The sequence below is a fragment of the Erythrobacter sp. genome (assembly GCF_023653175.1).
In the GTDB taxonomy this organism is placed as follows: domain Bacteria; phylum Pseudomonadota; class Alphaproteobacteria; order Sphingomonadales; family Sphingomonadaceae; genus Erythrobacter.
Map to the genome: position 1 here is coordinate 1 of NZ_JAMNXL010000049.1, position 19,920 is coordinate 19,920.

Annotated in this window: 22 protein-coding genes and 1 tRNA gene; 14 read left to right on the forward strand and 9 right to left on the reverse strand. The window is 66.8% G+C overall.

The genetic code is table 11. The features are described from left to right. Together NBV68_RS07660 and NBV68_RS07665 are read left to right on the forward strand one after the other, a co-directional pair. The coding region (locus tag NBV68_RS07660; RefSeq protein ID WP_296308536.1) for a S8 family serine peptidase at positions 1 to 298 on the forward strand (298 nt) is incomplete at its 5' end. An 8-nt stretch (positions 299 to 306) separates the two neighbouring features. Continuing rightward, complete coding sequence (locus tag NBV68_RS07665; protein WP_296308537.1) at positions 307 to 978, forward strand: hypothetical protein; 672 nt, start codon at positions 307 to 309, stop codon at positions 976 to 978. Positions 979 to 1,316: 338 nt separating this feature from the next. Here the strand turns inward: NBV68_RS07665 and NBV68_RS07670 are convergent, their stop codons facing one another. The 3 genes from NBV68_RS07670 to NBV68_RS07680 are packed head-to-tail and all read right to left on the reverse strand — an operon-like array spanning position 1,317 to position 3,318. Beyond that, positions 1,317 to 2,291, reverse strand: a complete 975-nt coding sequence (locus NBV68_RS07670) for a DUF3618 domain-containing protein (protein WP_296308538.1) — start codon at positions 2,289 to 2,291, stop codon at positions 1,317 to 1,319. Beyond that, positions 2,291 to 2,740, reverse strand: a complete 450-nt coding sequence (locus tag NBV68_RS07675) for a phage holin family protein (protein WP_296308540.1) — start codon at positions 2,738 to 2,740, stop codon at positions 2,291 to 2,293. The genes NBV68_RS07670 and NBV68_RS07675 overlap by 1 nt, the downstream gene beginning before the upstream one ends. Next, complete coding sequence (locus tag NBV68_RS07680; RefSeq protein ID WP_296308542.1) at positions 2,737 to 3,318, reverse strand: hypothetical protein; 582 nt, start codon at positions 3,316 to 3,318, stop codon at positions 2,737 to 2,739. The genes NBV68_RS07675 and NBV68_RS07680 overlap by 4 nt, the downstream gene beginning before the upstream one ends. A gap of 365 nt (positions 3,319 to 3,683) precedes the next feature. On the opposite strand from NBV68_RS07680, the gene NBV68_RS07685 reads away from it, so the two are divergent. From NBV68_RS07685 to NBV68_RS07695, 3 genes are all read left to right on the forward strand, one after another. Continuing rightward, positions 3,684 to 4,058 (forward strand): STAS/SEC14 domain-containing protein, encoded by a 375-nt coding sequence (locus NBV68_RS07685; protein ID WP_296308544.1) that lies wholly within the window; start codon positions 3,684 to 3,686, stop codon positions 4,056 to 4,058. A gap of 25 nt (positions 4,059 to 4,083) precedes the next feature. After that, on the forward strand, positions 4,084 to 5,256 hold the full coding sequence (locus NBV68_RS07690) for a L,D-transpeptidase family protein (RefSeq protein WP_296308546.1): 1,173 nt from the start codon (positions 4,084 to 4,086) through the stop codon (positions 5,254 to 5,256). 346 nt (positions 5,257 to 5,602) lie between these two features. After that, positions 5,603 to 6,490: an alpha/beta fold hydrolase gene (locus NBV68_RS07695; protein WP_296308548.1), complete on the forward strand. Its 888-nt coding sequence runs from the start codon at positions 5,603 to 5,605 to the stop codon at positions 6,488 to 6,490. A 69-nt stretch (positions 6,491 to 6,559) separates the two neighbouring features. Here NBV68_RS07695 and NBV68_RS07700 read toward each other — a convergent pair whose 3' ends face one another. Next, entirely contained in the window at positions 6,560 to 6,859 is a 300-nt protein-coding gene (locus NBV68_RS07700; protein ID WP_296308550.1) for a hypothetical protein, read from the reverse strand. A 375-nt stretch (positions 6,860 to 7,234) separates the two neighbouring features. Here NBV68_RS07700 and NBV68_RS07705 point away from each other — a divergent pair, with 375 nt between their 5' ends. Then, a complete protein-coding gene (locus NBV68_RS07705; RefSeq protein WP_296308551.1) occupies positions 7,235 to 7,534 on the forward strand; it encodes a PAS domain-containing protein in 300 nt (99 codons plus the stop codon). Here NBV68_RS07705 and NBV68_RS07710 read toward each other — a convergent pair. The 3 genes from NBV68_RS07710 to NBV68_RS07720 all read right to left on the reverse strand — a co-directional run bounded on the left by NBV68_RS07710 (position 7,500) and on the right by NBV68_RS07720 (position 9,802). Next, positions 7,500 to 7,572: transfer RNA gene (locus NBV68_RS07710), tRNA-Thr, on the reverse strand. The genes NBV68_RS07705 and NBV68_RS07710 overlap by 35 nt on opposite strands. Before the next feature lie 23 nt (positions 7,573 to 7,595). After that, positions 7,596 to 8,480, reverse strand: a complete 885-nt coding sequence (locus tag NBV68_RS07715; protein ID WP_296308552.1) for a hypothetical protein — start codon at positions 8,478 to 8,480, stop codon at positions 7,596 to 7,598. Then, entirely contained in the window at positions 8,477 to 9,802 is a 1,326-nt protein-coding gene (locus tag NBV68_RS07720) for a replication-associated recombination protein A (RefSeq protein WP_296308553.1), read from the reverse strand. The genes NBV68_RS07715 and NBV68_RS07720 overlap by 4 nt, the downstream gene beginning before the upstream one ends. 119 nt (positions 9,803 to 9,921) lie before the next feature. Here NBV68_RS07720 and NBV68_RS07725 point away from each other — a divergent pair, with 119 nt between their 5' ends. Both NBV68_RS07725 and NBV68_RS07730 read left to right on the forward strand, forming a co-directional pair. Next, on the forward strand, positions 9,922 to 10,572 hold the full coding sequence (locus tag NBV68_RS07725; RefSeq protein ID WP_296308554.1) for a helix-turn-helix transcriptional regulator: 651 nt from the start codon (positions 9,922 to 9,924) through the stop codon (positions 10,570 to 10,572). A gap of 99 nt (positions 10,573 to 10,671) precedes the next feature. Continuing rightward, positions 10,672 to 11,106 carry a hypothetical protein gene (locus NBV68_RS07730; RefSeq protein ID WP_296308555.1) on the forward strand — a complete coding sequence of 145 codons (435 nt, stop codon included), beginning with the start codon at positions 10,672 to 10,674 and terminating at the stop codon, positions 11,104 to 11,106. Between the two features lie 75 nt (positions 11,107 to 11,181). Here the strand turns inward: NBV68_RS07730 and NBV68_RS07735 are convergent, their stop codons facing one another. Continuing rightward, on the reverse strand, positions 11,182 to 12,354 hold the full coding sequence (locus tag NBV68_RS07735; protein ID WP_296308557.1) for a glycosyltransferase family 1 protein: 1,173 nt from the start codon (positions 12,352 to 12,354) through the stop codon (positions 11,182 to 11,184). A 175-nt stretch (positions 12,355 to 12,529) separates the two neighbouring features. Between NBV68_RS07735 and NBV68_RS07740 the strand changes: the two genes are divergently transcribed. The 5 genes from NBV68_RS07740 to NBV68_RS07760 all read left to right on the forward strand — a co-directional run bounded on the left by NBV68_RS07740 (position 12,530) and on the right by NBV68_RS07760 (position 17,662). Further along, positions 12,530 to 13,708: a phosphoserine transaminase gene (locus NBV68_RS07740; protein ID WP_296308558.1), complete on the forward strand. Its 1,179-nt coding sequence runs from the start codon at positions 12,530 to 12,532 to the stop codon at positions 13,706 to 13,708. Between the two features lie 118 nt (positions 13,709 to 13,826). Then, a complete protein-coding gene (gene serA / locus NBV68_RS07745; RefSeq protein WP_296308560.1) occupies positions 13,827 to 15,413 on the forward strand; it encodes a phosphoglycerate dehydrogenase in 1,587 nt (528 codons plus the stop codon). A 176-nt stretch (positions 15,414 to 15,589) separates the two neighbouring features. Next, positions 15,590 to 16,717: an ATP phosphoribosyltransferase regulatory subunit gene (locus tag NBV68_RS07750; RefSeq protein WP_296308562.1), complete on the forward strand. Its 1,128-nt coding sequence runs from the start codon at positions 15,590 to 15,592 to the stop codon at positions 16,715 to 16,717. 8 nt (positions 16,718 to 16,725) lie between these two features. Continuing rightward, positions 16,726 to 17,115, forward strand: coding sequence for a RidA family protein (locus NBV68_RS07755; protein ID WP_296308564.1), 390 nt, complete (start codon positions 16,726 to 16,728; stop codon positions 17,113 to 17,115). Positions 17,116 to 17,164: 49 nt separating this feature from the next. Then, the gene (locus NBV68_RS07760; RefSeq protein WP_296308565.1) at positions 17,165 to 17,662 is read left to right on the forward strand and encodes a hypothetical protein; all 498 of its coding nucleotides are present in this window, start codon (positions 17,165 to 17,167) and stop codon (positions 17,660 to 17,662) included. A gap of 248 nt (positions 17,663 to 17,910) precedes the next feature. Here NBV68_RS07760 and NBV68_RS07765 read toward each other — a convergent pair whose 3' ends face one another. Next, positions 17,911 to 18,978 (reverse strand): alpha/beta hydrolase, encoded by a 1,068-nt coding sequence (locus NBV68_RS07765; protein ID WP_296308567.1) that lies wholly within the window; start codon positions 18,976 to 18,978, stop codon positions 17,911 to 17,913. Positions 18,979 to 19,114: 136 nt separating this feature from the next. On the opposite strand from NBV68_RS07765, the gene NBV68_RS07770 reads away from it, so the two are divergent. Then, on the forward strand, positions 19,115 to 19,920 hold an 806-nt coding region (locus tag NBV68_RS07770; protein ID WP_296308569.1), incomplete at its 3' end, for an adenylosuccinate synthetase.

Genomic DNA, 19,920 nt, shown 5'->3' on the forward strand with positions numbered 1-19,920 from the left:
GACGGCGGTCGATGCCCAGAACCGGGTCTATCGCTACGCCAATCGCGGTGCGCATGTCGATTTCGCCGCACGCGGCGTGGCCGTCCCGGCGATCGACGCCAAGGGCGAGGTGCGCGACGCCACCGGCACCTCCTTTGCCGCGCCGCTGGTCGCAGCGCGGCTGGCGCGGCAGCTCGGCAAGGCCGATCCCGCCGCCGCCCAGAAGGCGATCCGCGCGCTCGAGGCAGAGGCCCGCGATCTTGGCCCGCGCGGGCGCGATCCGATCTATGGCGCGGGTCTGATCGGGGACAAACAGTGAGCTGGGGCGTGCCGATATTCGCCGCCGCGCTGGCCAGCGCTGCCGCCGTCGCTGTTCCGGCCCCCGTTCCGCTCCCGGAATACGAGCCCGGCGATGCCTTCGTCTTCTCCGATGGCCGGGTGGAACGGGTCGTCGAAGCAGGCGAGATGCGCATGACCTGGGCAGGTCTGTCCGGAGCAAGGTACAAGCGCAGCCGCAATTTCGTGGTACCGGTGCTGGAATGGCGCAGCGGGCGCGCGACCGGGCGGCGCGAGGTGCATGGCAATCCCGATGCGCTCTGGCCGATCGGGTCCGGCAAGGGTGGAGGCAAGTCCGCGCGCTTCCGGGTGGTGACCGAGACGAAGGCCAATTCCCAGGCCGCATCGCGCCGTTCGGTCAGCCTGTGGGTGTGCAAGACGGGCAAGCTGAAGCTCTTTACGGTTGCGGCGGGCACATATGAGGCGATCCCGGTCAAGTGCGACCGCTATTCTCCCACCACCATGCGCCTGCTGGAACAGCGCGAGTGGGACTATGCGCCCGACCTCGGCCATTATGTCCGGCGCGTGACGGTCAATTACCTGCGCGGCACCACCCGCAAGGTCGAACTGGTGGCTGCCCTTTCCGGACCTTCCGCCAGCAAGGCCCGCCTCGCCGCGCTCGCCCGCGCGGCGCGCCAATCGGCCAGGATCGGTCAGCGATAGCGGGCTGCGACAAAAGTCGCGAGCAATGACACTGCCCTGTCGCGGACTCGATTCGGCTCGTCAGCTTTCCGTCTTCTAATCGGCCTATGCGGGTCGCTGGCCGGTCGTTTGAAAGCGGACGAGGTTACCTTTGGAGCCCAATGGCCGAGTTTCGGGCAAATCTGCCGGCTGAAATGTCGTGTCGAACGGCAAGTATTGACGGAAGCGGACACGCCAGAGGTGGGAAGTGCGGATTGCGGCCGCTACCCAAGCTGCCCGCTTTTTCGGAGAGCCCCGCAAGGCAAGTGGGCGGCGACGGCGCGGTATTACCTGACCACCGCGCCGCGTTCTCCCAAGCGTCAAACCTGTTCGTTAAAGCGCGCTGCCCGGTCGTTGCCGCCGTCGTCGGCGGACGGCTGGTCCCGCTCGTCTTGCTGGTTCTGCTGACTGCTCTGGTCGTTACGCTCGGGCTGGCCATCGTGCTGCTGGCCACCCTGGTGCGACCTTGCAGCGAGACTGTCCTCGGCGCGGTCCAGCATGTCATCCTTGCGCTGCCGAACCTGCTCGCCAGCCTTGCGCGCCTTGGCACCAGCGGCATCGAGCGCCTGTTCACCCCAGCTGCCAACATACTCCTCTTCGGTGCGCGTCGCCGGTAGCGCCGATCCGGCGACAGCTCCGACGAAGGCCGCAGCCAGACCGCTCAGCAGCGGGCTGCCGAAGTAGAATCCGCGCGCATCGTCCATCATGTGCCGGGCCCGGTCGCGCGAATTGCCCACCATCGTCTGTGCGCTTTCGCCCCATTGCTCGCGCTGACGGCGCATCTTCTCGGTCGCCTCATCGAGCCGCTGGCGGAACGAGCCCTCGTCCTCGTCATGGCCCTGCTCCATCATGAGGTAGCTCGCGCGGCTGTGGTCGCGGCGGCGGCGATAGGCGAGGTCATCCTCGTCCGGCTGGCGTTCGCAGCGCGACATGTGCTCGACATAGTTTCGGTGCTCGGGATGCCAACCATCGTCGCTGCCGGTCCGGTTGCGCGACTTGCTGTTGGACGAGCCCATCGGCAGCTTCATCGCCGAAGGGCGCGCGTCAGCGTCGCTGACGAGCCATAGCCCGCCGATCGCGATCATCCCCAGCGCGATCGGATTGCGCCGTGCGACGTCTGTCAGATAGCGGCTGTCGACGCCGTTCTGTCCGGCCTTGTCGAGCAGGCTGTCGATGATGTTGCGCGGGGAAAACTCGCCTTCGAGCTGCCGCGCAGTCTGGTTCATCTCGGCCTGGGTCGCCCGGATGTCACGTTCGATGTCGTCAGGGCTGCGTTGATCTGTGGTAACGGCCATTATTGTGCTCCTGAGTTGGGAACGCCACCAGTCACGGCAGCGGGCGTGTTGGAAATGGTCTCGATGCTGCGCTCGGGCTTGAGGTTGGTTGCATCGACCTTCTTGCGGGCACCGACGTAGAGGATCAGGGCCAGAACCAGCGTCGCGGCGCCGACCAACACGGTTCCAAGCGGAACGTCATCGAGCGCGTCACCGACATAATAGGCGATGCCCATCAGCAGCACGCCGAGCCCGGCGATCCCGAACACTGCAGCGGCTGCAATTGCCGCGACCGCAGCCTTGATGTCCTTCGTGGCTTCGCGGACTTCGGCCTGCATCAGGCTGACCTGCTCGCTGGCGAGATGGGCACCTTGCTGAGTCAACCGACCGACGAGGTCGACGATGTTATGATCCCCGCCCTCTCCACGTGGCGCACCCGGAGAGGAGGGACCGCGCGATTGGTCGTTCATCGTATCGTCTCCTGGCCACCGGTTTCGCTGCCGAAGAATGCGGGCTCATATCCGCCCTCGGAGGTCGGCCTGACGTATTCGTCCGCTGGCCAGTCCGTGGAATCGCCGGAGCCGCCGCCTGCGGATTGGTTGCCGCCGCCCTGTGCGCCCTGATTGTGCCGCTTCTTGTCGACGCCAGCGCTCAGCACGCGCGAAGCGGCGACCCCGATGGCGGCCGAGGCGGCGAGGAATGTGCCCGGATTGCGACGGGCGAACTCGGAGACCTCTTCCCCGAGTTCATCGATGCTGCGTCCCTGGATGTGGCTGGCGAGCCCTTCGATGCTGCGGGCGGCCTGCTGCAAAGCCGACGCCATCCAGTCGGGCACGTCGGCGTTCTCGCGCAGATCCTGGGCCGCGGTATCAAGGGCGCTGGAAGCCGAACCGGCGAGATCCGCCGCCTCGTTTTTGCGCCCTTCGGCCTCTTGCTTCGCGCGCGACATCACATCGTCCGCGAGGCGGCTGCCATCCTGTTTCAGCTCCTCGGTGATGCCGGATTGCTGCCCCTCGCTGGCGGAGGGATTCTGGGATTGACTGGTCATCCTGGGACTCCTGCGTTGTGTGGTGTTCACACTGTAACCCACCCGCCAGCGATGAGGCGGACTAAGCGCCCAACTGACGCCCCCTCACGCCGGATGATCTTGGCGTATACTAGGATAATAGACTGATTTTAATGTTCTTTGCGGAACATGGACATGGGGCGCCGCCGTCTTCGTCAGGTTACCATGCTACGTTAGAGACCCGCGAGCGAGGACGGGGGAAATTAGGCCATACCCCGCAGTCTACATCCGCTCTGATTGCGGCGAAGATCGCCCGTTCGGCCAAGCCCAGCCGCCAGATCGCAGACCGCAGAGCCACAATGGCGGCCAACCCTTGCCTTGCCTATTCAACCTCGAGGACTGACCACGTGAAGTTCGACAAGATCCATGCCGACGGTGCCACTTGCATCCTGTTCGAATTCGAACGCACGCTGGATCACGCGCAGGTCGTCGGGATGGCCGAAGTCGTCAAGGATGCCATCGAGCAAGACAGCGAGCTCCGACTCCTGCTCGATCTGCGCAAGACCGAGACGTTCGAACTGGGTGCCTTTCTTTCGTCCGAGGGATTTCTCACCAGCGTCCGATCAATCGGGCCGGTCAGCCGCTACGCCGTGGTCGGCGCGCCCGCGATTGCCGCTGCGGCGGTCGAAAGCTTCGGATCGATCCTGCCGCTCGATTCCCGCGCCTTCGATGCTTCCGAGATCATCGAGGCCCGAAACTGGGTGCTGGCCGCAGCCAACTGACCGATCTGCAATTCAAGGACCATCGATGCGCTCCACCCTTTCTCGTGCCGCTCTGGCTTTGTGCCTGCTCGCCCCGGTTGCCTGCACTTTCGAGGCGGAGGATCAGGGCAGCCCCGATGCGACCGAAACGGCTGATCGCGATGCCGGGCCCGACAGCATGGCCTCCCGTGATCCCGCTCCCGGCCAGAACGCCGATGCCGGGCCGCCCGACGCCGAGGCGCGTCCGGTCATGCAGGCGCAAGTCGTGCTCGAAAGGCTCGGCTTTGGGACAGGGGTGATCGACGGAGAGCCCAGCCAGTCCTTCGCCAATGCGCTGAGAGGCTTCCAGGAGTCGCGCGGATTGCCGATCACGGGCGAGTTCGACGAGGCGACGCGCGCGGCGCTGGAACAATGGAGCAACATCCCTGCAACGCGCGTGGTGACAATCCCCGCGTCATGGGCTGAGACAACCTACACCCCCCTTCCCGAAGACGTGGCCGAGCGGGCGCAGCTGCCGAGGCTCGGATATGAAAGCTTTGCCGAACGGCTCGCCGAGCGCTTCCACACCACGCCTGTGGTGCTGGCTCGGCTAAACCCCGGCGGGCGCCCGGCAGAGCCCGGGAGTGGTGTCGCCGCCAACGCCTCGCCGGCACCCTCTCCCGGTCCTGCCGCGAAGATGCAGTTCACGCCCGGTCAGCAAGTCCGCGTGCCAAATGTCGGCGCCGACGCGATCGCTGCCGCTACGATCGACGATCGGGACTGGCTCGCAACCTTGCGTTCACTCGGCGTCGGCAGTCAGCAGCCTGAAGTCGCCCGCATCAGGGTGGACGAATCCGCAGGCTGGCTCAAGGCATACGACGTTGAGGACAGGCTGGTGGCGATGTTCACCGTTACCACCGGATCGCAGCAAGATCCGCTCCCGATCGGCGACTGGCAGGTGAAGGGCGTCGCGTACAACCCGACCTACAGTTTCAATCCTGAATTGCTCAAGGGCGTACCCGACAGCAAAGCGAAACGACAATTGCCGCCTGGCCCGAACGGTCCCGTCGGCGTGGTGTGGATCGACCTCAGCAAAGAGCACTACGGTATACACGGCACCCCCGCGCCCGATGCGATCGGGAGGACACAGAGCAACGGCTGCGTGCGCCTTACCAATTGGGATGCGGCTCGATTGGCGCTGATGGTGAGCGTTCGGACGAAAGTCGAGTTTCGAACTTAGTCTGGGTCGCCGCTCTCCGAAATCTTTCGCGGTTCGCCACCGCGCCGATCGGCGACTGGAGCTCGATCAAGCCGCTGCCGATAACCAGGTTTCGACAAGTGAAGCAGTTCTCGCTGCGGCAGTCATGCGGAGGGCCAATGAGCGGTTCCCCAAGCAGTTGTCGGCTTCTTCAAAAACCGGATCTGGGTCTGCAGCGGCCGGAAGGTCCTTGGACCTTCATGCCGGGCGGCGTCGCGCACCTGAACAACTGCTTCCCGCGCAAGCGGCGGTTCGTGAAGCAGCGAAGATGTTTGCCTGCGCTCGTGCTTGTGCTGCGGTTTCCGCCTGGTTTGTGAGGTCAGCGCCCATGGCGCGGCTCATGCTCGATACCTGCGCAGCGCGGCGAGAAATTGGAACATTGGTGCCGCACGCAAGGTTTTTGCCCGTGGTGTGCCGCCGCATCAACGACATGGAGATCAGCGTGCATTTTTCATCTCAAGGCCAAGGCAGGCCGCTTCTTCTGGTGCACGGCATCGGCAGCAGCAGCCGCGTCTGGCGTCCCTTGCTGCCGCCGCTGATCAGCGAGCGCACTATTATTGCCGTCGATCTGCCAGGCCACGGTCAGTCGCAGCCGGAGCAAGATTGCGAGACTTTCGCCGGACTTGTCGGAAACCTTGAATGCTTCCTTGAGGCAGAAGGCTTGAACGGAGTGGACATGGTCGGCTTCTCGCTCGGTGGCCGGCTTGTCCTCGAACTGGCACGCCGCGGTCGTGCCGGGTCGGTCGTGGCGCTTAGCCCCGGTGGCTTCTGGGCCGGTTGGGAGCGCGCATTCCTTCAGTGGACTCTGCTTTCCTCCGTCTCGGCCTTGCGGCTGCTCAAGGGCTTCGTGCCCGGCCTTGCACACACCGCGGTCACGCGCTCGGCTGTATTGGCACAATTGTCTGCGCGGCCCTGGGCGCTTGATGGCGACGACGTGGAAGCAGAGCTCGTCAGCTTCACCGCGACTTCCACTTTCAACCCGCTCGTCATCGATCTGGCCGCAGCTCCCATGCAGGAGGGCCCGGCGGCCCCCTCCACGCCCAAGGTCACGATCGGCTGGGGCCGCCATGACCGCCTCTGCTTTCCTTCGCAGGCGCGGCGCGCGAAGGCGGCGTTTCCCGGCGCGAGCCTGCGTTGGTTCGACCACAGTGGACACTATCTGATCTGGGACGAGCCGGCGCGCGCGCTCGAGATCATCCGGGAGGGGATGAGGTAGCGGCGGATCTCTTCGTTCCGGACCGCACCAGGTAGGCGCCAAAGAATGCCGTTGGATGCAGCGGTCCGATTACAGGGCGTCGCAATAGACTGCGGCGGCGCCTGTGACGAGGACCACTTCGGCGTCACCCACTCTTCGGGCTGAGGCAATGTAGTCGGAGGCGGACATGTCGACCAGCCGTTTCCCGCTGCCGTCCGCCGCGCGGTTCAGTTTCTGCAATTGCTCCGCCGACAAGCGTTTGGACATCTCACGAGCCATGCAGCTGGCTGCAGGAGATGCAATGCCGGCGTCCACCAGGCCGCGATTGACCGCAGCCTCCTTCGAGCATGCGGTCAGCAGAATGAAGGCAAGGATGGATACGGCACGCATCTCGGGTGTCCTCATTCGCTGCAGCGCAAACGGCCAGCCACAGTCCGTGCTTGCGATCCAGGCCATCGCGGCGTGGGCTAGGAGCTGTAATCTCAAGCCAGCGCCTCTGAGGAAAGCACCTAAGTCTGTATTCGGAGGGCTGCGGATATTCCGGCGATCCGCACGGCGTCTGAGCTCAGCGCAAAGCCCGCGAAATGCTAGCGCTGCGACGACAATCCTGACGCGGTCAATCGCCTCACCTAACAAGCCCTGCGGTCCGACGACCGGCTGCGCGACCCCAGAATAAGCGGATCACCTTCCTTGGTTTTCTTGCCACAAGCGGAAATTCGCCAGCCGCCCCCGTTCCGCGTAACTGGGACAGGCCTCGCGCGATCAGTGCTTAGCGAGTGCTGCCGACTAGTTTCCGAGGCGCTGGACACTCAGTTCCATGAAACCTGGCTGCACCGCATTCTCAGCCGAATGGGCGAGGGATTTGCGGTGCTGAATTCCGATTTCACCATTGCCGACTTCAGTCGTGAGGGATTGCGGATGATTGGCCTCTCGGGCGAACGCGTGATCGGACGCGCGCTTTGGGAAGTTTACCCGATAAGGCGGTGGTTCGACCGACCGGCAGGGTTGCCTATCTTTGCGACAAAAACGGTGCCGGCTGCAGGGATCGAACCCGCGACCCCCTGATTACAAATCAGGTGCTCTACCATCTGAGCTAAGCCGGCTTTCCGTCCTGCGGCCCATAATCCTAGAGCGCGCCGAAAGTCCACCCTTCGGTGCGCGCCACCTCCGGGGTGAGGCCTTCGGGGTGCCACAGGTCGCGCGCCGTGTGGACGCGGCGCAGCCACGCGGCGGTCAGCAGGGCGTCGGAGGCATGATCGCCGATGCTCCCCGCGCCCGTGACCGGCGGCGAGCCGAGCGCGTCCAGCGCATCGTTCAACCCCTCGTAGCTGCGCAGCTTGGTCGCGGTTCCCGTCACTCCGCCGAGGCGGGCGGCCATGGAGGTGTAGATCTCAGTTATCACCGAGCCCTCGTCCGGCAGGGGATCGACCGGCCAGACCGGCACCAGTCCGCCGAGACGGTGGAGCATCCGCATGCCCGTCAGGCTCGACTTGCCGACCTGCGCGGCGCCGACGAGGTTGAAATTGCTCACCGGCCGCACGCCTTGTTGGCGCTGCGCGGCCTCGGCGATGCGGAAGCGGCCTTCGCGGCTTGTCGCGCCGGGGAGCAGGAAGCGATCCCCCGTCGCCCCCGCACCGTGGCGGAAATAGCGCGCGGCCTCGGGATGAGTGAGGAACCCGCCCGCTTCGAGATGGGGATGACCTGCACACAACCTGTCGATGAGTGCCCAAAGACCGCGCGTATCGGCGGGGCTGGCGTCCCACCCGGGGAAGAAGGCTCCGGCATCGTGGAACGGCAGCGAAATGCCGAGATCGAGCCCGACCAGTGTCGGCAGCTTGAGCGCGCCGATCAGCGCCAGCACTTCGCCCCGCGCCCAGCCCTTCGGGTCGGGCGGGGCGAGCAGGGCCGGGGGCCCTCCATCCGCCTTGGCGAGCGCCACGGCAATGCCCTTCTGGCGCGGCCCCTTGGCGCCCGACCAGTCGACCGCGAGGAATTGCGCGAAGCGCCTCATCCCCGCTCCCCGCGCAGCTTGTCCCAATAATCGAGCCGCTTCCTGACCTCACGCTCGAACCCGCGTTCGACCGGGGTATAGAACTCCTGCCGCTCCATCCCCTCGGGCCAGTAATTGTCGCCCGAGAAGCCCTCGGGCGTGTCGTGGTCGTAGGTGTAGCCCTTGCCGTAGCCGAGGCTCTCCATCAGCCCGGTCGCGGGGTTCACGATGTTCATCGGCGGCATCAGGCTGCCAGTCTCCTTAGCCGATTTCCATGCCGCCTTCTGCGCCATGTAGACCGCGTTCGATTTGGGCGCGCATGCGAGGTAGAGGCAAGCCTGAACCAGTGCGAGCTCCCCCTCGGGCGAGCCGAGGAAGCGGTAGGCCTCCATCGCGGCCATGCATTGGGGGAGCGCATGGGGATCGGCCATGCCGATATCCTCCACCGCCATGCGCACCAGCCGCCTTGCGAGGAACAGCGGCTCCTCGCCCGCCACCAGCATCCGCGCCAGCCAGTAGAGCGCGGCCTGCGGATCGCTGCCGCGCACCGATTTGTGGAGCGCGGAAATGAGGTTGTAATGCCCGTCGCGGTCCTTGTCGTAGACTGCTACCCGGCGCTGGAGGAAACTGCCCAAGCCCGCCGGATCGAGCGGTTCGGCAAGGCCGGCCGCATAGAGCGTTTCCGTCTGCCCGAGCAGAAACCGCCCGTCGCCATCGGCCTGCGCGATCAGCGCGGCGCGGGCTTCGGGGGAGAGGGGGAGGGGGCCCTCCAGACCTTCCGCCTTTGCCAGCAAGGCCGCCAGCGCGCCCTCGTCGAGCCGGTTCAGCACCAGCACCTGCGCTCTGGAGAGCAGCGCGGCGTTGAGCGCGAAGCTCGGGTTCTCGGTGGTCGCGCCCACCAGCGTCACCACGCCGCGCTCGACATAGGGCAGGAAGCCGTCCTGCTGCGCGCGGTTGAAGCGGTGGATCTCGTCCACGAAGAGCAGCGTCTTGCGGCCCGCGCGTGCCATCTTCTCGGCCTCGGCGAAGGCCTGCTTGAGGTCGGCTACCCCTGAGAACACCGCGCTGATCGCGGCATAGCGCATCCCAACCGCATCGGCGAGCAGTCGGGCAATGCTGGTCTTGCCCGTCCCCGGCGGCCCCCACAGGATCATGCTGGAAAGGCGGCCCGCCGCCACCATCCGCCCGATCGCGCCTGCCGGGCCGGTCAAGTGTTCCTGCCCGACCACTTGGCCAAGGGTCTGCGGGCGCAGCCGGTCGGCGAGCGGTGCGTCATCGCCCGGGGCGTCGCGCCCATCATTGCGCGGGGCCTCTGGGGCGTCTTGTCCGAACAGGTCAGTCATTCGTCGGTCGGGATAGGCCACCCAGCGGAAAAGGAAACTCTCCGCTGCCGGGATCCTTGCAAAGATAGGTCTAAGATATATCTTGGGCCTATCGTAGATATATCCGAGGAGGAACGCACATGACCTGGAACCGGTATGGCCGCGGCGGCGGCTGGGAGAAGTTCGCCGAGACGATGGCGATGATGGCAATGAACGGGAATATGAATTTCGCCGGCCCCGGCTTCAAGGCGCGTGCGCGCTGGGACGAGGAAGGCCCGCGCGGCCCCGAAGGCGAGGGCGCCGAAGAATTTCCCGGCCGCCGCGGTCGCCGCGGGCGGATGTTCGCCCAGGGCGAACTGCGCCTCGCGCTGCTCGCGCTGATCGCCGAGCGTCCGCGTCACGGCTATGAGCTGATCAAGGAAATCGAGGAGATGACCGGCGGCGCCTATGCCCCGAGCCCCGGCGCGGTCTATCCGACGCTGCAATTGCTCGAGGACGAAGGCGCGATCGAGGAGGCCGAGGCCGAGGGTGCGAAGAAGCCCTTCGCCGCCACCGCGCAGGGCCGCGAGGAACTGGAGACCCGTCAGGGCGAAGTCGAAGGCCTGATGGGCCGCCTCGGCCGGCATGGCGAACGCACCACCACGGTCCGCTCGCACGACCTGTTCCGCGCGATGGGGAACTTGGGTTCGGTGCTCAAGAACCGCGCCCGCGCGGGCAAGCTCGACGAGCGCACCATCAACGAGATCGTCGACATGATCGACGAGATGGCCAAGCGCATCGAGCGCCTCTGACCCTCGGCCAAGGGGCAGTGACACCGTCGTTGCGGTGAGCGCAACAAGGGCATATTCTCTCCCCCGTCCGGGTCGCAGCGGATGGGGGAGGGGAAGCCCATGACTGAGATGACCGCAAGCCGCACGGCGACGCCGTGGCACCTGTGGGTGGTCGGCGTGGTGACGCTGCTGTTCAACGCGATGGGGATCGTCAGCTATCTGACGACCAAGCTCGGGATGCTGGCCGAGATGGGTCTGACCCCCAGCCAGATCGCTTTCATGGAGAGTTACCCGGCGTGGATCACCGCTTTCTGGGCGCTGGGCGTGTGGGGTGCCCTTGCCGGATCGCTGCTGCTGCTGGCGCGCTCGAAATGGGCCGTCGCGGCGATGGTCGTGGCCACGATCGGCCTCGTCGGCACGACTTTCGGCAACCACGTGGTGCTCAACGTGCCGGCCGACATGCAGGCCCCGGTGCTCGACGTGGCGATCTGGGTGGTGACGCTGTTCCTGCTGTTCTACGCGCGGGCGATGGCGAAGGCAGGGGTGCTGATATAGCCAGGCGCGCCCTCAAGTAGCGGAGCGGTAGGGCGACAAAAACGCCATCAAGTAGCGGAGCGGTAGGGCGGCAAACTACGCCTTGCGCCGTTCCTCGACCAGTTGGACATAGGTGTCCGCGACCACCGCGTTGATCGCCTCCCACGAATATTCGCAGGCGCGTGTCTCGCCCGCGGCACCGTGCGCCGCGCGCAGGGCCGGATCGCTGCAATAGGGCGCGAGCGCCGCGGCGAAGGCTGCGGCGTCGGCCTTCATGCTGCCCGAGGGTGCGACCAGCCGTCCGGTCACACCATCTGCAACGAGGCTCGCGCTGCCGGTTGCCCCAGCTGCGACCACCGGCAGGCCGCTCGCCATGGCTTCGAGCGTGACGTTGCCGAAGGTCTCGGTGACGCTGGGGTTGAAGAACACATCCCCGCTGGCGAGCGCCTGACCCAGCGCCTCGCCGGTCTTGAAGCCTGCGAAGATGCCACCCGGCAGGTTCGCCTCGAACCAGCCGCGCGCCGGGCCGTCGCCGATCACCAGCACCTTGTGGAGGGCGCCCGCTGCCCTGAGCTGCGCGGCGGTCTCGGCGAAGACGTCGAGACCTTTCTCCATCACCAGCCGCCCGAGGAAGACGATTGCCACCTCATCATCGGCAAGGCCCAGGCTGCGCCGCCAGTCGGGATCGCGGCGCGCGCTGGAGAAGATCGTGCGGTCGACGCCCCGGCTCCACAGCCCGATGCGGGTGTGCATGCCCATCGCGGTCAGCTCGTCGATCATCGACTGCGAAGGCGCGACCAGCGCGTCGCAGCGGTTGTAGAAGCGCTTCAGGCCCTTGACGATCAGCGGCTCGAGGAAGGCCATGTTGTAATAGCGCGGATAGGTCTCGAAGCGGGTGTGGACGCTGGCGAGCACCGGCAGGCCCCGCGCCCGCGCCCAGCGCAGCGCGCCGTGCGCGACCGGATCGGGCGAGGAGAGGTGGATGATGTCGGGCGCAAATGCCTCGAGGTCGCGCTTCACCGCGCTCCCCAGCCGGGTCGGCAGGCGATATTCGCCGCGCCCCTTCACCGGCATCGGCACATTGGGCACGCCGACCAGCTCGCCGGTCGGGGCGAAATCGGGATTGGCGACCTTGGGCGAATAGACGCGCACCTTCGCGCCCTTTTCGAGCAGCGAGCCGACGAGGCGGTTCAAGGCCTGGTTAGCCCCGTCGCGGGTGTAGTTGTAGTTGCCGCTGAACAGGGCAATGCGGAGGTCTGAAATGTCCATGGAGCCGCCCCCTTAGGCGAGCGGGGCGGATTTTGCGAGAGGGAGGTTGCGCCTTCGCCTGCGGGGGATTTTCGACAAGCGCCGATATTCATTGACTCCTCCCCCCGCCTCTCTAAAGCCGCCCTCGGGCCACGCGGTCCCAACGCCGCGCGAGCTCTCTGCAAGGAGAGAATACATGACTGACTACGTTCGCGGGCTCGCACATGAGCCTTCGCTGAAGCCTGAGCGCCCCTTCTTTTCCTCGGGCCCCACGGCAAAATTTCCCGGCTGGTCGCTGGACAAGCTCAAGACCGAATCGCTTGGCCGCTCGCACCGTTCGAGCCTCGGCAAGGCGCGCTTGAAGTATGCGCTCGACCTGAGCCGCGAACTGCTCGGCATTCCTGACGATTACCTGATCGGCATCATGCCCGCCTCCGATACCGGGGCGATCGAGGCCGCGATGTGGGCGATGCTCGACCCTGCGCGCCCCGTCACGGTCGCCGCGTGGGAGAGCTTCGGCAATGTCTGGATTCAGGACGCGGTCAAGCAGCTGAGGCTGCCCAACCTCCAGGTCCTCACCGCCGATTACGGCGAGATCCCCGACCTTACCACCATCCCCCAGCGCAACGACGTGGTGTTCACCTGGAACGGCACGACCTCGGGCGCGAAGATCCCGAACACCCACTGGCTCGAAGCGGGCCGCGAGGGTGTGACGATCAACGACGCCACCAGCGCGATCTTCGCGATGGAGATGGACTGGGCCAAGCTCGATGCCACGACCTATTCGTGGCAAAAGGTGCTCGGCTCGGAAGCCCAGCACGGCATGCTGATCCTCAGCCCCAAGGCCATCGAGCGGATCGAGAGCTACGACCCCGCCTGGCCGCTCCCCAAGCTGTTCCGCATGAAGAAGGGCGACAAGCTCAACCGCGGGATCTTCGAGGGAGAGACGATCAACACCCCCTCGATGCTGGCGACCGAGGATTACATCGCCTCGCTCGAATGGGCCAAGTCGATCGGCGGACGCAAGGCGCTGATCGCGCGGGCCGATGCCAATGCGCAATTGGTCAAGGACTGGATCGAGGCCACCCCGTGGCTGCGCAACATGGCCACCGACCCCGCGCTCCAGACCAACACCGGCGTGTGCATGGTCTTCGAGGGCGACTGGTACGAAAGCCTCTCGGCCGAAGACCGTGCGGCGGTGCCCAAGAAGATCGTCAAGCTGCTCGAAGAGCGCAATGTCGGCTTTGACTTCAACGGCTACCGCGATGCGCCGCCGTCCTTGCGGATCTGGTGCGGCTCGACGGTCGAGCAGGAGGACATCAAGCGCCTGCTGCCGTGGATCGAATGGGCCTACGAGAAGGTCAAGAACGGCTGAGGCCGTCCGATTTGCGTCGCCCCGGCGATCGTGCCGGGGCCGCTCTCCCCTGTTCCCAATGCGCGATTTGCGCGCGATCCCGGCTTAAGCCCGGGATGACGAGTGGAAGGTATTCGAAATGACCCGACCCAAAGTTCTTATCAGCGACAAGATGGACCCCAACGCCGCGCGCATCTTCGAGGAGCGCGGCTGCGATGTCGACGTGATCACCGGCGAAACGCTCGAGCAGCTGATTGCCCGCATCGGCGAGTATGAGGGCCTTGCGATCCGTTCCTCGACCAAGGTCACCAAGGCGATCCTCGATGCCGCGACCAATCTCAAGGTCATCGGCCGCGCCGGCATCGGTGTCGACAATGTCGACATCCCCTATGCCAGCGGCAAGGGCGTGGTGGTGATGAACACCCCGTTCGGCAACTCGATCACAACCGCCGAACACGCCATCGCGCTGATGTTCGCGCTCGCGCGGCAGCTGCCCGAAGCCAATGCCCAGACGCAGGCGGGCCAGTGGCCCAAGAGCGGCTTCATGGGCGTCGAGGTCACCGGCAAGACGCTCGGTCTCATCGGGGCGGGCAATATCGGCTCGATTGTCGCCAGCCGCGCGCTCGGCCTCAAGATGAAGGTGATCGCCTATGATCCCTTCCTCACCGAAGACCGCGCGATCGAACTCGGGATCGAGAAGGTCGATCTCGACACGCTGCTGAGCCGCGCCGATTTCGTCACGCTGCACACCCCGCTGACCGACGAGACCCGCAACATCCTCAGCCGCGAGCGGCTCGAGAATGCCAAGAAGGGCATCCGCATCATCAACTGCGCGCGCGGCGGGCTGATCGACGAGGCGGCCCTCAAGGAGTGCCTCGAAAGCGGGCAGGTGGCCGGCGCCGCGCTCGACGTGTTCGAGACCGAGCCGCCCGCTGCCGACCACCCGCTGTTCGGCGCGCCCAACTTCATCTGCACCCCGCACCTTGGGGCATCGACCACCGAAGCGCAGGTCAACGTCGCGCTGCAGGTCGCCGAGCAGATGGCCGACTACCTCGTCAACGGCGGCGTCACCAACGCGCTCAATGTCCCCTCGCTGAGCGCCGAGGAAGCCCCCAAGCTCAAGCCCTACATGGCATTGGCCGAGAAGCTCGGCAGCCTTGTCGGCCAGCTCGCCCACGGTAACCTGACGCAGATCGGGATCGAGCGCGAGGGCGCGGCGGCCGAACTCAACGGCAAGCCGATCACCGCTGCCGTGCTGGCGGGCTTCATGCGCCGCTATTCGGACACGGTGAATATGGTCAACGCGCCGTTCCTCGCCAAGGAGCGCGGGCTCGACGTGAGCGAGATCCGGCATGACCGCGACGGGGCGTTCAACACGCTGGTGCGCGTCACCGTGGAAACCGCGCAGGGCCCGCGTTCGGTCGCCGGCACGCTGTTCGGCACCGAGGCGCCGCGTCTGGTGGAAATCTTCGGCATCGGCATTGAGGCCGAGCTTTCGGGCCACATGCTCTACATCGTCAACGACGACAAGCCGGGCTTCATCGGCCGCATCGGGACGTTGCTGGGCAGCCACGGGATCAACATCGGCACCTTCAACCTCGGTCGCCGCGAAGCGGGCGGGGAAGCGGTGCTGCTGCTGAGCCTCGACGAAGCCCTGACCCCCGAAGTGATCGCCGAGGCCGAGAAGGTCGAAGGCGTGAAGCTGGTCAAGGCTCTGGCGTTCTGATCTCTCGCAGGAGGCTGGCTGCGCCAGCCTCCTGCGCCGAGGGGGCGGCCTTTCGGCCGGCGCGCATTCGCGCTTGCGGCCCGTCTGCGCGGGCCGGATCAGCGCTCTGGCGGGAGGGCGGCATTCGGCGCTTGGCCCTTCACCCCGCGCCCATCACCCGCTAAGCGCGAGGGGCAATGACCCAACCCAACGACCTCCTCCCCGAAGGCCTCGAGGACCGCCTGCCCGCCGAGGCCGCGCGGATCATCGCGATGATGCGCGCCTGCCTCGATGTGCTCGACGCCCATTGCTATGACCGCGTGCGCCCGCCGCTGCTCGAGTTCGAGGCCTCGCTGGTCGGCCGCATGGCGGGCGTTACCGTGGGCGAGACCAGCGCGATGTTCCGCTTCGTCGACCCCGCCTCCCTGCGCACCCTCGCGCTGCGCTCCGACATCACCCCGCAGGTCGGCCGCATCGCTGCGACCAGCCTCGCTGCCGCCCCGCGCCCGCTCAGGCTCGCCTATTGCGGCGACACCGTGCTCATCAAGGCGAGCCAGCTCGACCCCGCACGTGAACGCCTTCAGCTGGGGGCCGAGCTGATCGGCGCCGACAGCGTGGCGGCGGCGGCCGAGGTGGTGATGCTCGCGGTCGAGGCATTGAAGGCCGCAGGCCTCACCGGCATCGCGGTCGACTTCACGCTCCCGGATCTGGTCGATACGCTCGCGGAAAAGGCCTTCCCGCTCGCCCCAGAGGCGCGCGAGGCGGTGCGGCGCGAGCTCGACACCAAGGACGCAGGCGGGCTCAAGGCCGCAGAGGGGGGCGCCTACCTGCCGCTGCTCTACGCCACCGGGCCCTTCGAGGCGGCTCTGCCCGCGCTTCGCGAAGTGGATGCGGGCGGCGCGCTCAAGTCCCGGCTCGACGGGCTCGAGGCCATCGCCGCCGCCGTCGGTGACGCCGCCACCATTACCCTCGACCCGACCGAGCGCCACGGCTTCGAATACCAGTCGTGGTTCGGCTTCACTCTCTATGCCGAAGGCCTGCGCCGCGCAGCCGGGCGGGGCGGCACCTACCGCATCGCCGGCAGCGAGGAGCCCGCGACCGGCTTCACCCTCTACCTCGACCGGCTCGCCGACATCGCGCCGCAGCCCGAGGGGGCCCGCACCTGCTACCTCCCCCTCGGCCACGACCGCGCGGCAGCGGCAACCCTGCGGTTCGAGGGCTGGCGCACCCTTGCGCAGCTCGGCGAGGGCGAAGACCCGGCAATGCTGGGCTGCGGCTACATCCTGCAGGGTACAGAGCCAGTCGCTCTGGAGGACGTCCGATGACCACGCGCATGCCTTCAGCACCGACCCCGATAGCGCTCGCCAATGACCCGCTCGCGCCCTACCTGATCGCGCCGGGCTGGCGGGTCGGCGACCTCCTGTTCCTCTCCGGCCAGGCGAGCATCGGGCCGGACGGCAGCATCGTCGGCGCGGGCGACTTCGACGCGCAGCTCGCCCAGACCTTCGCCAATATCGAGACGGTGCTGGCCGCGGGCGGCAGCGATCTTTCCAAGGTGGTCAAGGCCACCATCTACCTCACCGACATGGCGAACTTCCCCGCCATCCTTGAGGCCCGCAAACGCTGGTTCACCCCGCCATACCCCGCCGACACGACGGTCGAGGTCAAGGGCCTCGCGCTGCCCCAACTGATGGTCGAGATCGACGTCATCGCGGCGGTGTAGGGGTCTAAGGCCCGGCTAGCTTTCTGATTTTGCTTTAGTAGGATGAGCCATGCGGCGCGGCGCTTTCATCCTTGCCCTGCTCCTTGCGGCCTGCGCCGGCGCGGACGAACGCGCCCCCGACACGCCGCCGACGAGCCGGCCCACCGTAGTCGCGAGCACCGCTCCTGCGCCAGCCGACGCCTCCTCCGCCGCGACCCCGGTCGACTGCGGAGACGAGCGAAACGGCGGCTATGACAACGCCAAGGCGTGCTACTACGACCAGTGCAACAAGGGCGATGCCGAGGCCTGCGGCATGGCCGAGAGCTACAACGGCAACCTCTATCCCGATCGCGACCCCAAGGCGGTGCGGCTCGAGGACATGACCTATCCTGAAGCGCGCGAGGTCATCCTCGGGATGGGATGGATACCCGCAGGCGAGGACTGCGGCGGGGGCGGACCGGCGATACCACCTGTTCCGACTTTCCCGAGATCGACTACTGCTCGGGCACGGGGATGGGCTATTGCGACATGGCGTTCCGGCGCGGGGACCGCTGCCTTGATGTGCTGACAATCGAAGGGGCGCCCGAACGCGGCGTCGCCGACCGTCCCTATGTGAAGGATGTCAGCTTTCGCAAGGGGCCTTGCGGGACGGGACCGAACGGCGGTTGAGAACAAGCAGGCGGCCGCACTCCAATCTTCCCCTTCCCGGGCCTGCCTGCCCCGGCGTAGGCCGGGGACCCGGGACCCCGCTTTCTCGGACCAGAGCTCAAGGGAGCGGGACCCCGGGACAGGCCGGTGGCGGGTAAGCGGGCTCCCTCAACCCAGCACTTTCCTCAGCCACGCGTCCATCACCGGGGTGGCGGGGTAGTCGGGCTGGCCGAGCTTGCGGTTGATCTCCATGTGGCCGCGCAGGCCATCGCCGGGAAAGCCCGCGATCTCGACCGCCGTGCCGCCGGCCTTGAGCGCCTCGGCCAGCCGCTGCGACTGGTCGACCGCATCGGCCCGCTGGACATGGAGCAGCAGGAAGGCCGGCGCATTGGGCGCGCCCGCCTGCCGCATCGGCGAGAGCGACTTCTGCCGCGCCGGATCGGTGCCGAAGGCCTGTTCGTAGGTTTCCTTCATCCGCGGCCCGGCCATGGTGAACTGGGTGGCCACGTCATAGGCCGCGCCGTCATTGGGCATCACCCCGTCGATGTCGGCAAAGCTAAGGCCAGCCTTCTTCAGATAGCGCTCGTCGGTCCCCACCAGCGCCACCAGATGCGCGCCCGCAGAGTGCCCGGTCAGCACCACCCGGGCACGATCAATGCCGAGCGCGTCGGCGCGTTTCAGCAGATGGGCGAGCGCGGCGGCGACGTCTGCGGCCTGCTCCTCGACCGTGTTCTTCGGCACCAGCCGGTAGTCGATGGAAGCGAAGGCGTAGCCCTGTTCGAGCATGTGAGCGGGCATCGCGCGGCCCGTCGCGTTGTTCTTGCTGCCGCGCTTCCACCCGCCGCCATGGACGAACAGGACGAGCGGCGCCTGCTTCGCGCCGTCGGGCACCCACAGGTCGATCCCCTGGAGGCTGTCCTTGCCGTAGGAGAGCGTCTGCGGCGGCGGGGCCTTGGCGCCCTCGGCCTCCGCACCCGCGCCTCCGCCAGCGCCCTGTTGGCGGCGCTGCTCCATCCGCGCGCGCAGCTCGCTGCGGCAGCCTTCGGAAAGCTGGCTCGCCTTCTCGGCGAGACAGGTGCGCATCTGGCTGCGGTCGGTTCCGCACAGCTTGACGATCTCGGCGCGGCACTCCTTCGGCAGGCGCTCGCCCCCGCCGGGGCGCTGCTGGGCGAGGATCGGGGTGGCGAGCGCGGCGAGCGCTGCGGCGGCGAGGACGAGCTTGGCGGGGGTGTTCATGAGCGGCATCCTTGTGGTTCCTGTGCCCCTCAACGCAGCCCGCTGCCAAACCCTTCGCGCGCCCTTGCTCTCCCACGCCCAAACGCCTAGGCCCCGCGCCGCCAAAAAGAACCGTCACCACCCGCAAAGGATAGCAATGGCCAACGTCACCGTGATCGGCGCCCAGTGGGGCGATGAGGGCAAGGGCAAGATCGTCGACTGGCTTGCCAGCCGCGCCGATGCCGTGGTGCGCTTTCAGGGCGGGCACAATGCCGGCCACACGCTGGTGATCGACGGCAAGACCTACAAGCTCTCGCTGCTGCCCTCGGGCATCGTCTCGGGCACGCTGTCGGTGATCGGCAATGGCGTGGTGCTCGATCCCTGGGCCCTGCGGGACGAGGTCGCCAAGGTCGAGGGGCAGGGCGTCAGCATCACCGACGACAATCTCGCCGTGGCCGACAACTGCCCGCTGATCCTGCCGCTCCACCGCGATCTCGACGGGCTGCGCGAGACGGCGGCGGGCAAGGGCAAGATCGGCACCACCGGACGCGGAATCGGCCCGGCTTACGAGGACAAGGTCGGCCGCCGCGCGATCCGCGTGTGTGACCTAGCACATCTCGACACGCTCGAGCCGCAGCTTGATCGCCTCTGCGCCCACCATGACGCGCTGCGCGCCGGTTTCGGCCAGCCTCCGGTCGACCGCGCCGCGCTGCTCGAGGAACTGCGCGAGATCGCGCCGTTCGTGCTCAGGTTCGCCCAGCCCGTCTGGAAGCGCCTCAAGAAAGTCCGCCGTGCGGGTGCCAAGATCCTGTTCGAGGGCGCACAGGGCGTGCTGCTCGATGTCGACCATGGGACCTATCCCTTCGTCACCTCGTCGAACACCGTGAGCGGCACGGCGGCTTCGGGCTCCGGCCTCGGCCCCAATTCGACCGGCTATGTGCTCGGCATCGTCAAGGCCTATAC

Bases quoted from the DNA above. Each gene is read 5' to 3' on its own strand.
- NBV68_RS07670 (WP_296308538.1), bottom strand. From the start codon at position 2,291: ATGGCCGTTACCACAGATCAACGCAGCCCTGACGACATCGAACGTGAC.
- NBV68_RS07675 (WP_296308540.1), bottom strand. From the start codon at position 2,740: ATGAACGACCAATCGCGCGGTCCCTCCTCTCCGGGTGCGCCACGTGGA.
- NBV68_RS07680 (WP_296308542.1), bottom strand. From the start codon at position 3,318: ATGACCAGTCAATCCCAGAATCCCTCCGCCAGCGAGGGGCAGCAATCC.
- NBV68_RS07690 (WP_296308546.1), top strand. From the start codon at position 4,084: ATGCGCTCCACCCTTTCTCGTGCCGCTCTGGCTTTGTGCCTGCTCGCC.
- NBV68_RS07695 (WP_296308548.1), top strand. From the start codon at position 5,603: ATGGCGCGGCTCATGCTCGATACCTGCGCAGCGCGGCGAGAAATTGGA.
- NBV68_RS07700 (WP_296308550.1), bottom strand. From the start codon at position 6,859: ATGCGTGCCGTATCCATCCTTGCCTTCATTCTGCTGACCGCATGCTCG.
- NBV68_RS07715 (WP_296308552.1), bottom strand. From the start codon at position 8,480: ATGAGGCGCTTCGCGCAATTCCTCGCGGTCGACTGGTCGGGCGCCAAG.
- NBV68_RS07720 (WP_296308553.1), bottom strand. From the start codon at position 9,802: ATGACTGACCTGTTCGGACAAGACGCCCCAGAGGCCCCGCGCAATGAT.
- NBV68_RS07725 (WP_296308554.1), top strand. From the start codon at position 9,922: ATGACCTGGAACCGGTATGGCCGCGGCGGCGGCTGGGAGAAGTTCGCC.
- NBV68_RS07730 (WP_296308555.1), top strand. From the start codon at position 10,672: ATGACTGAGATGACCGCAAGCCGCACGGCGACGCCGTGGCACCTGTGG.
- NBV68_RS07735 (WP_296308557.1), bottom strand. From the start codon at position 12,354: ATGGACATTTCAGACCTCCGCATTGCCCTGTTCAGCGGCAACTACAAC.
- NBV68_RS07740 (WP_296308558.1), top strand. From the start codon at position 12,530: ATGACTGACTACGTTCGCGGGCTCGCACATGAGCCTTCGCTGAAGCCT.
- serA (WP_296308560.1), top strand. From the start codon at position 13,827: ATGACCCGACCCAAAGTTCTTATCAGCGACAAGATGGACCCCAACGCC.
- NBV68_RS07750 (WP_296308562.1), top strand. From the start codon at position 15,590: ATGACCCAACCCAACGACCTCCTCCCCGAAGGCCTCGAGGACCGCCTG.
- NBV68_RS07755 (WP_296308564.1), top strand. From the start codon at position 16,726: ATGCCTTCAGCACCGACCCCGATAGCGCTCGCCAATGACCCGCTCGCG.
- NBV68_RS07760 (WP_296308565.1), top strand. From the start codon at position 17,165: ATGCGGCGCGGCGCTTTCATCCTTGCCCTGCTCCTTGCGGCCTGCGCC.
- NBV68_RS07765 (WP_296308567.1), bottom strand. From the start codon at position 18,978: ATGAACACCCCCGCCAAGCTCGTCCTCGCCGCCGCAGCGCTCGCCGCG.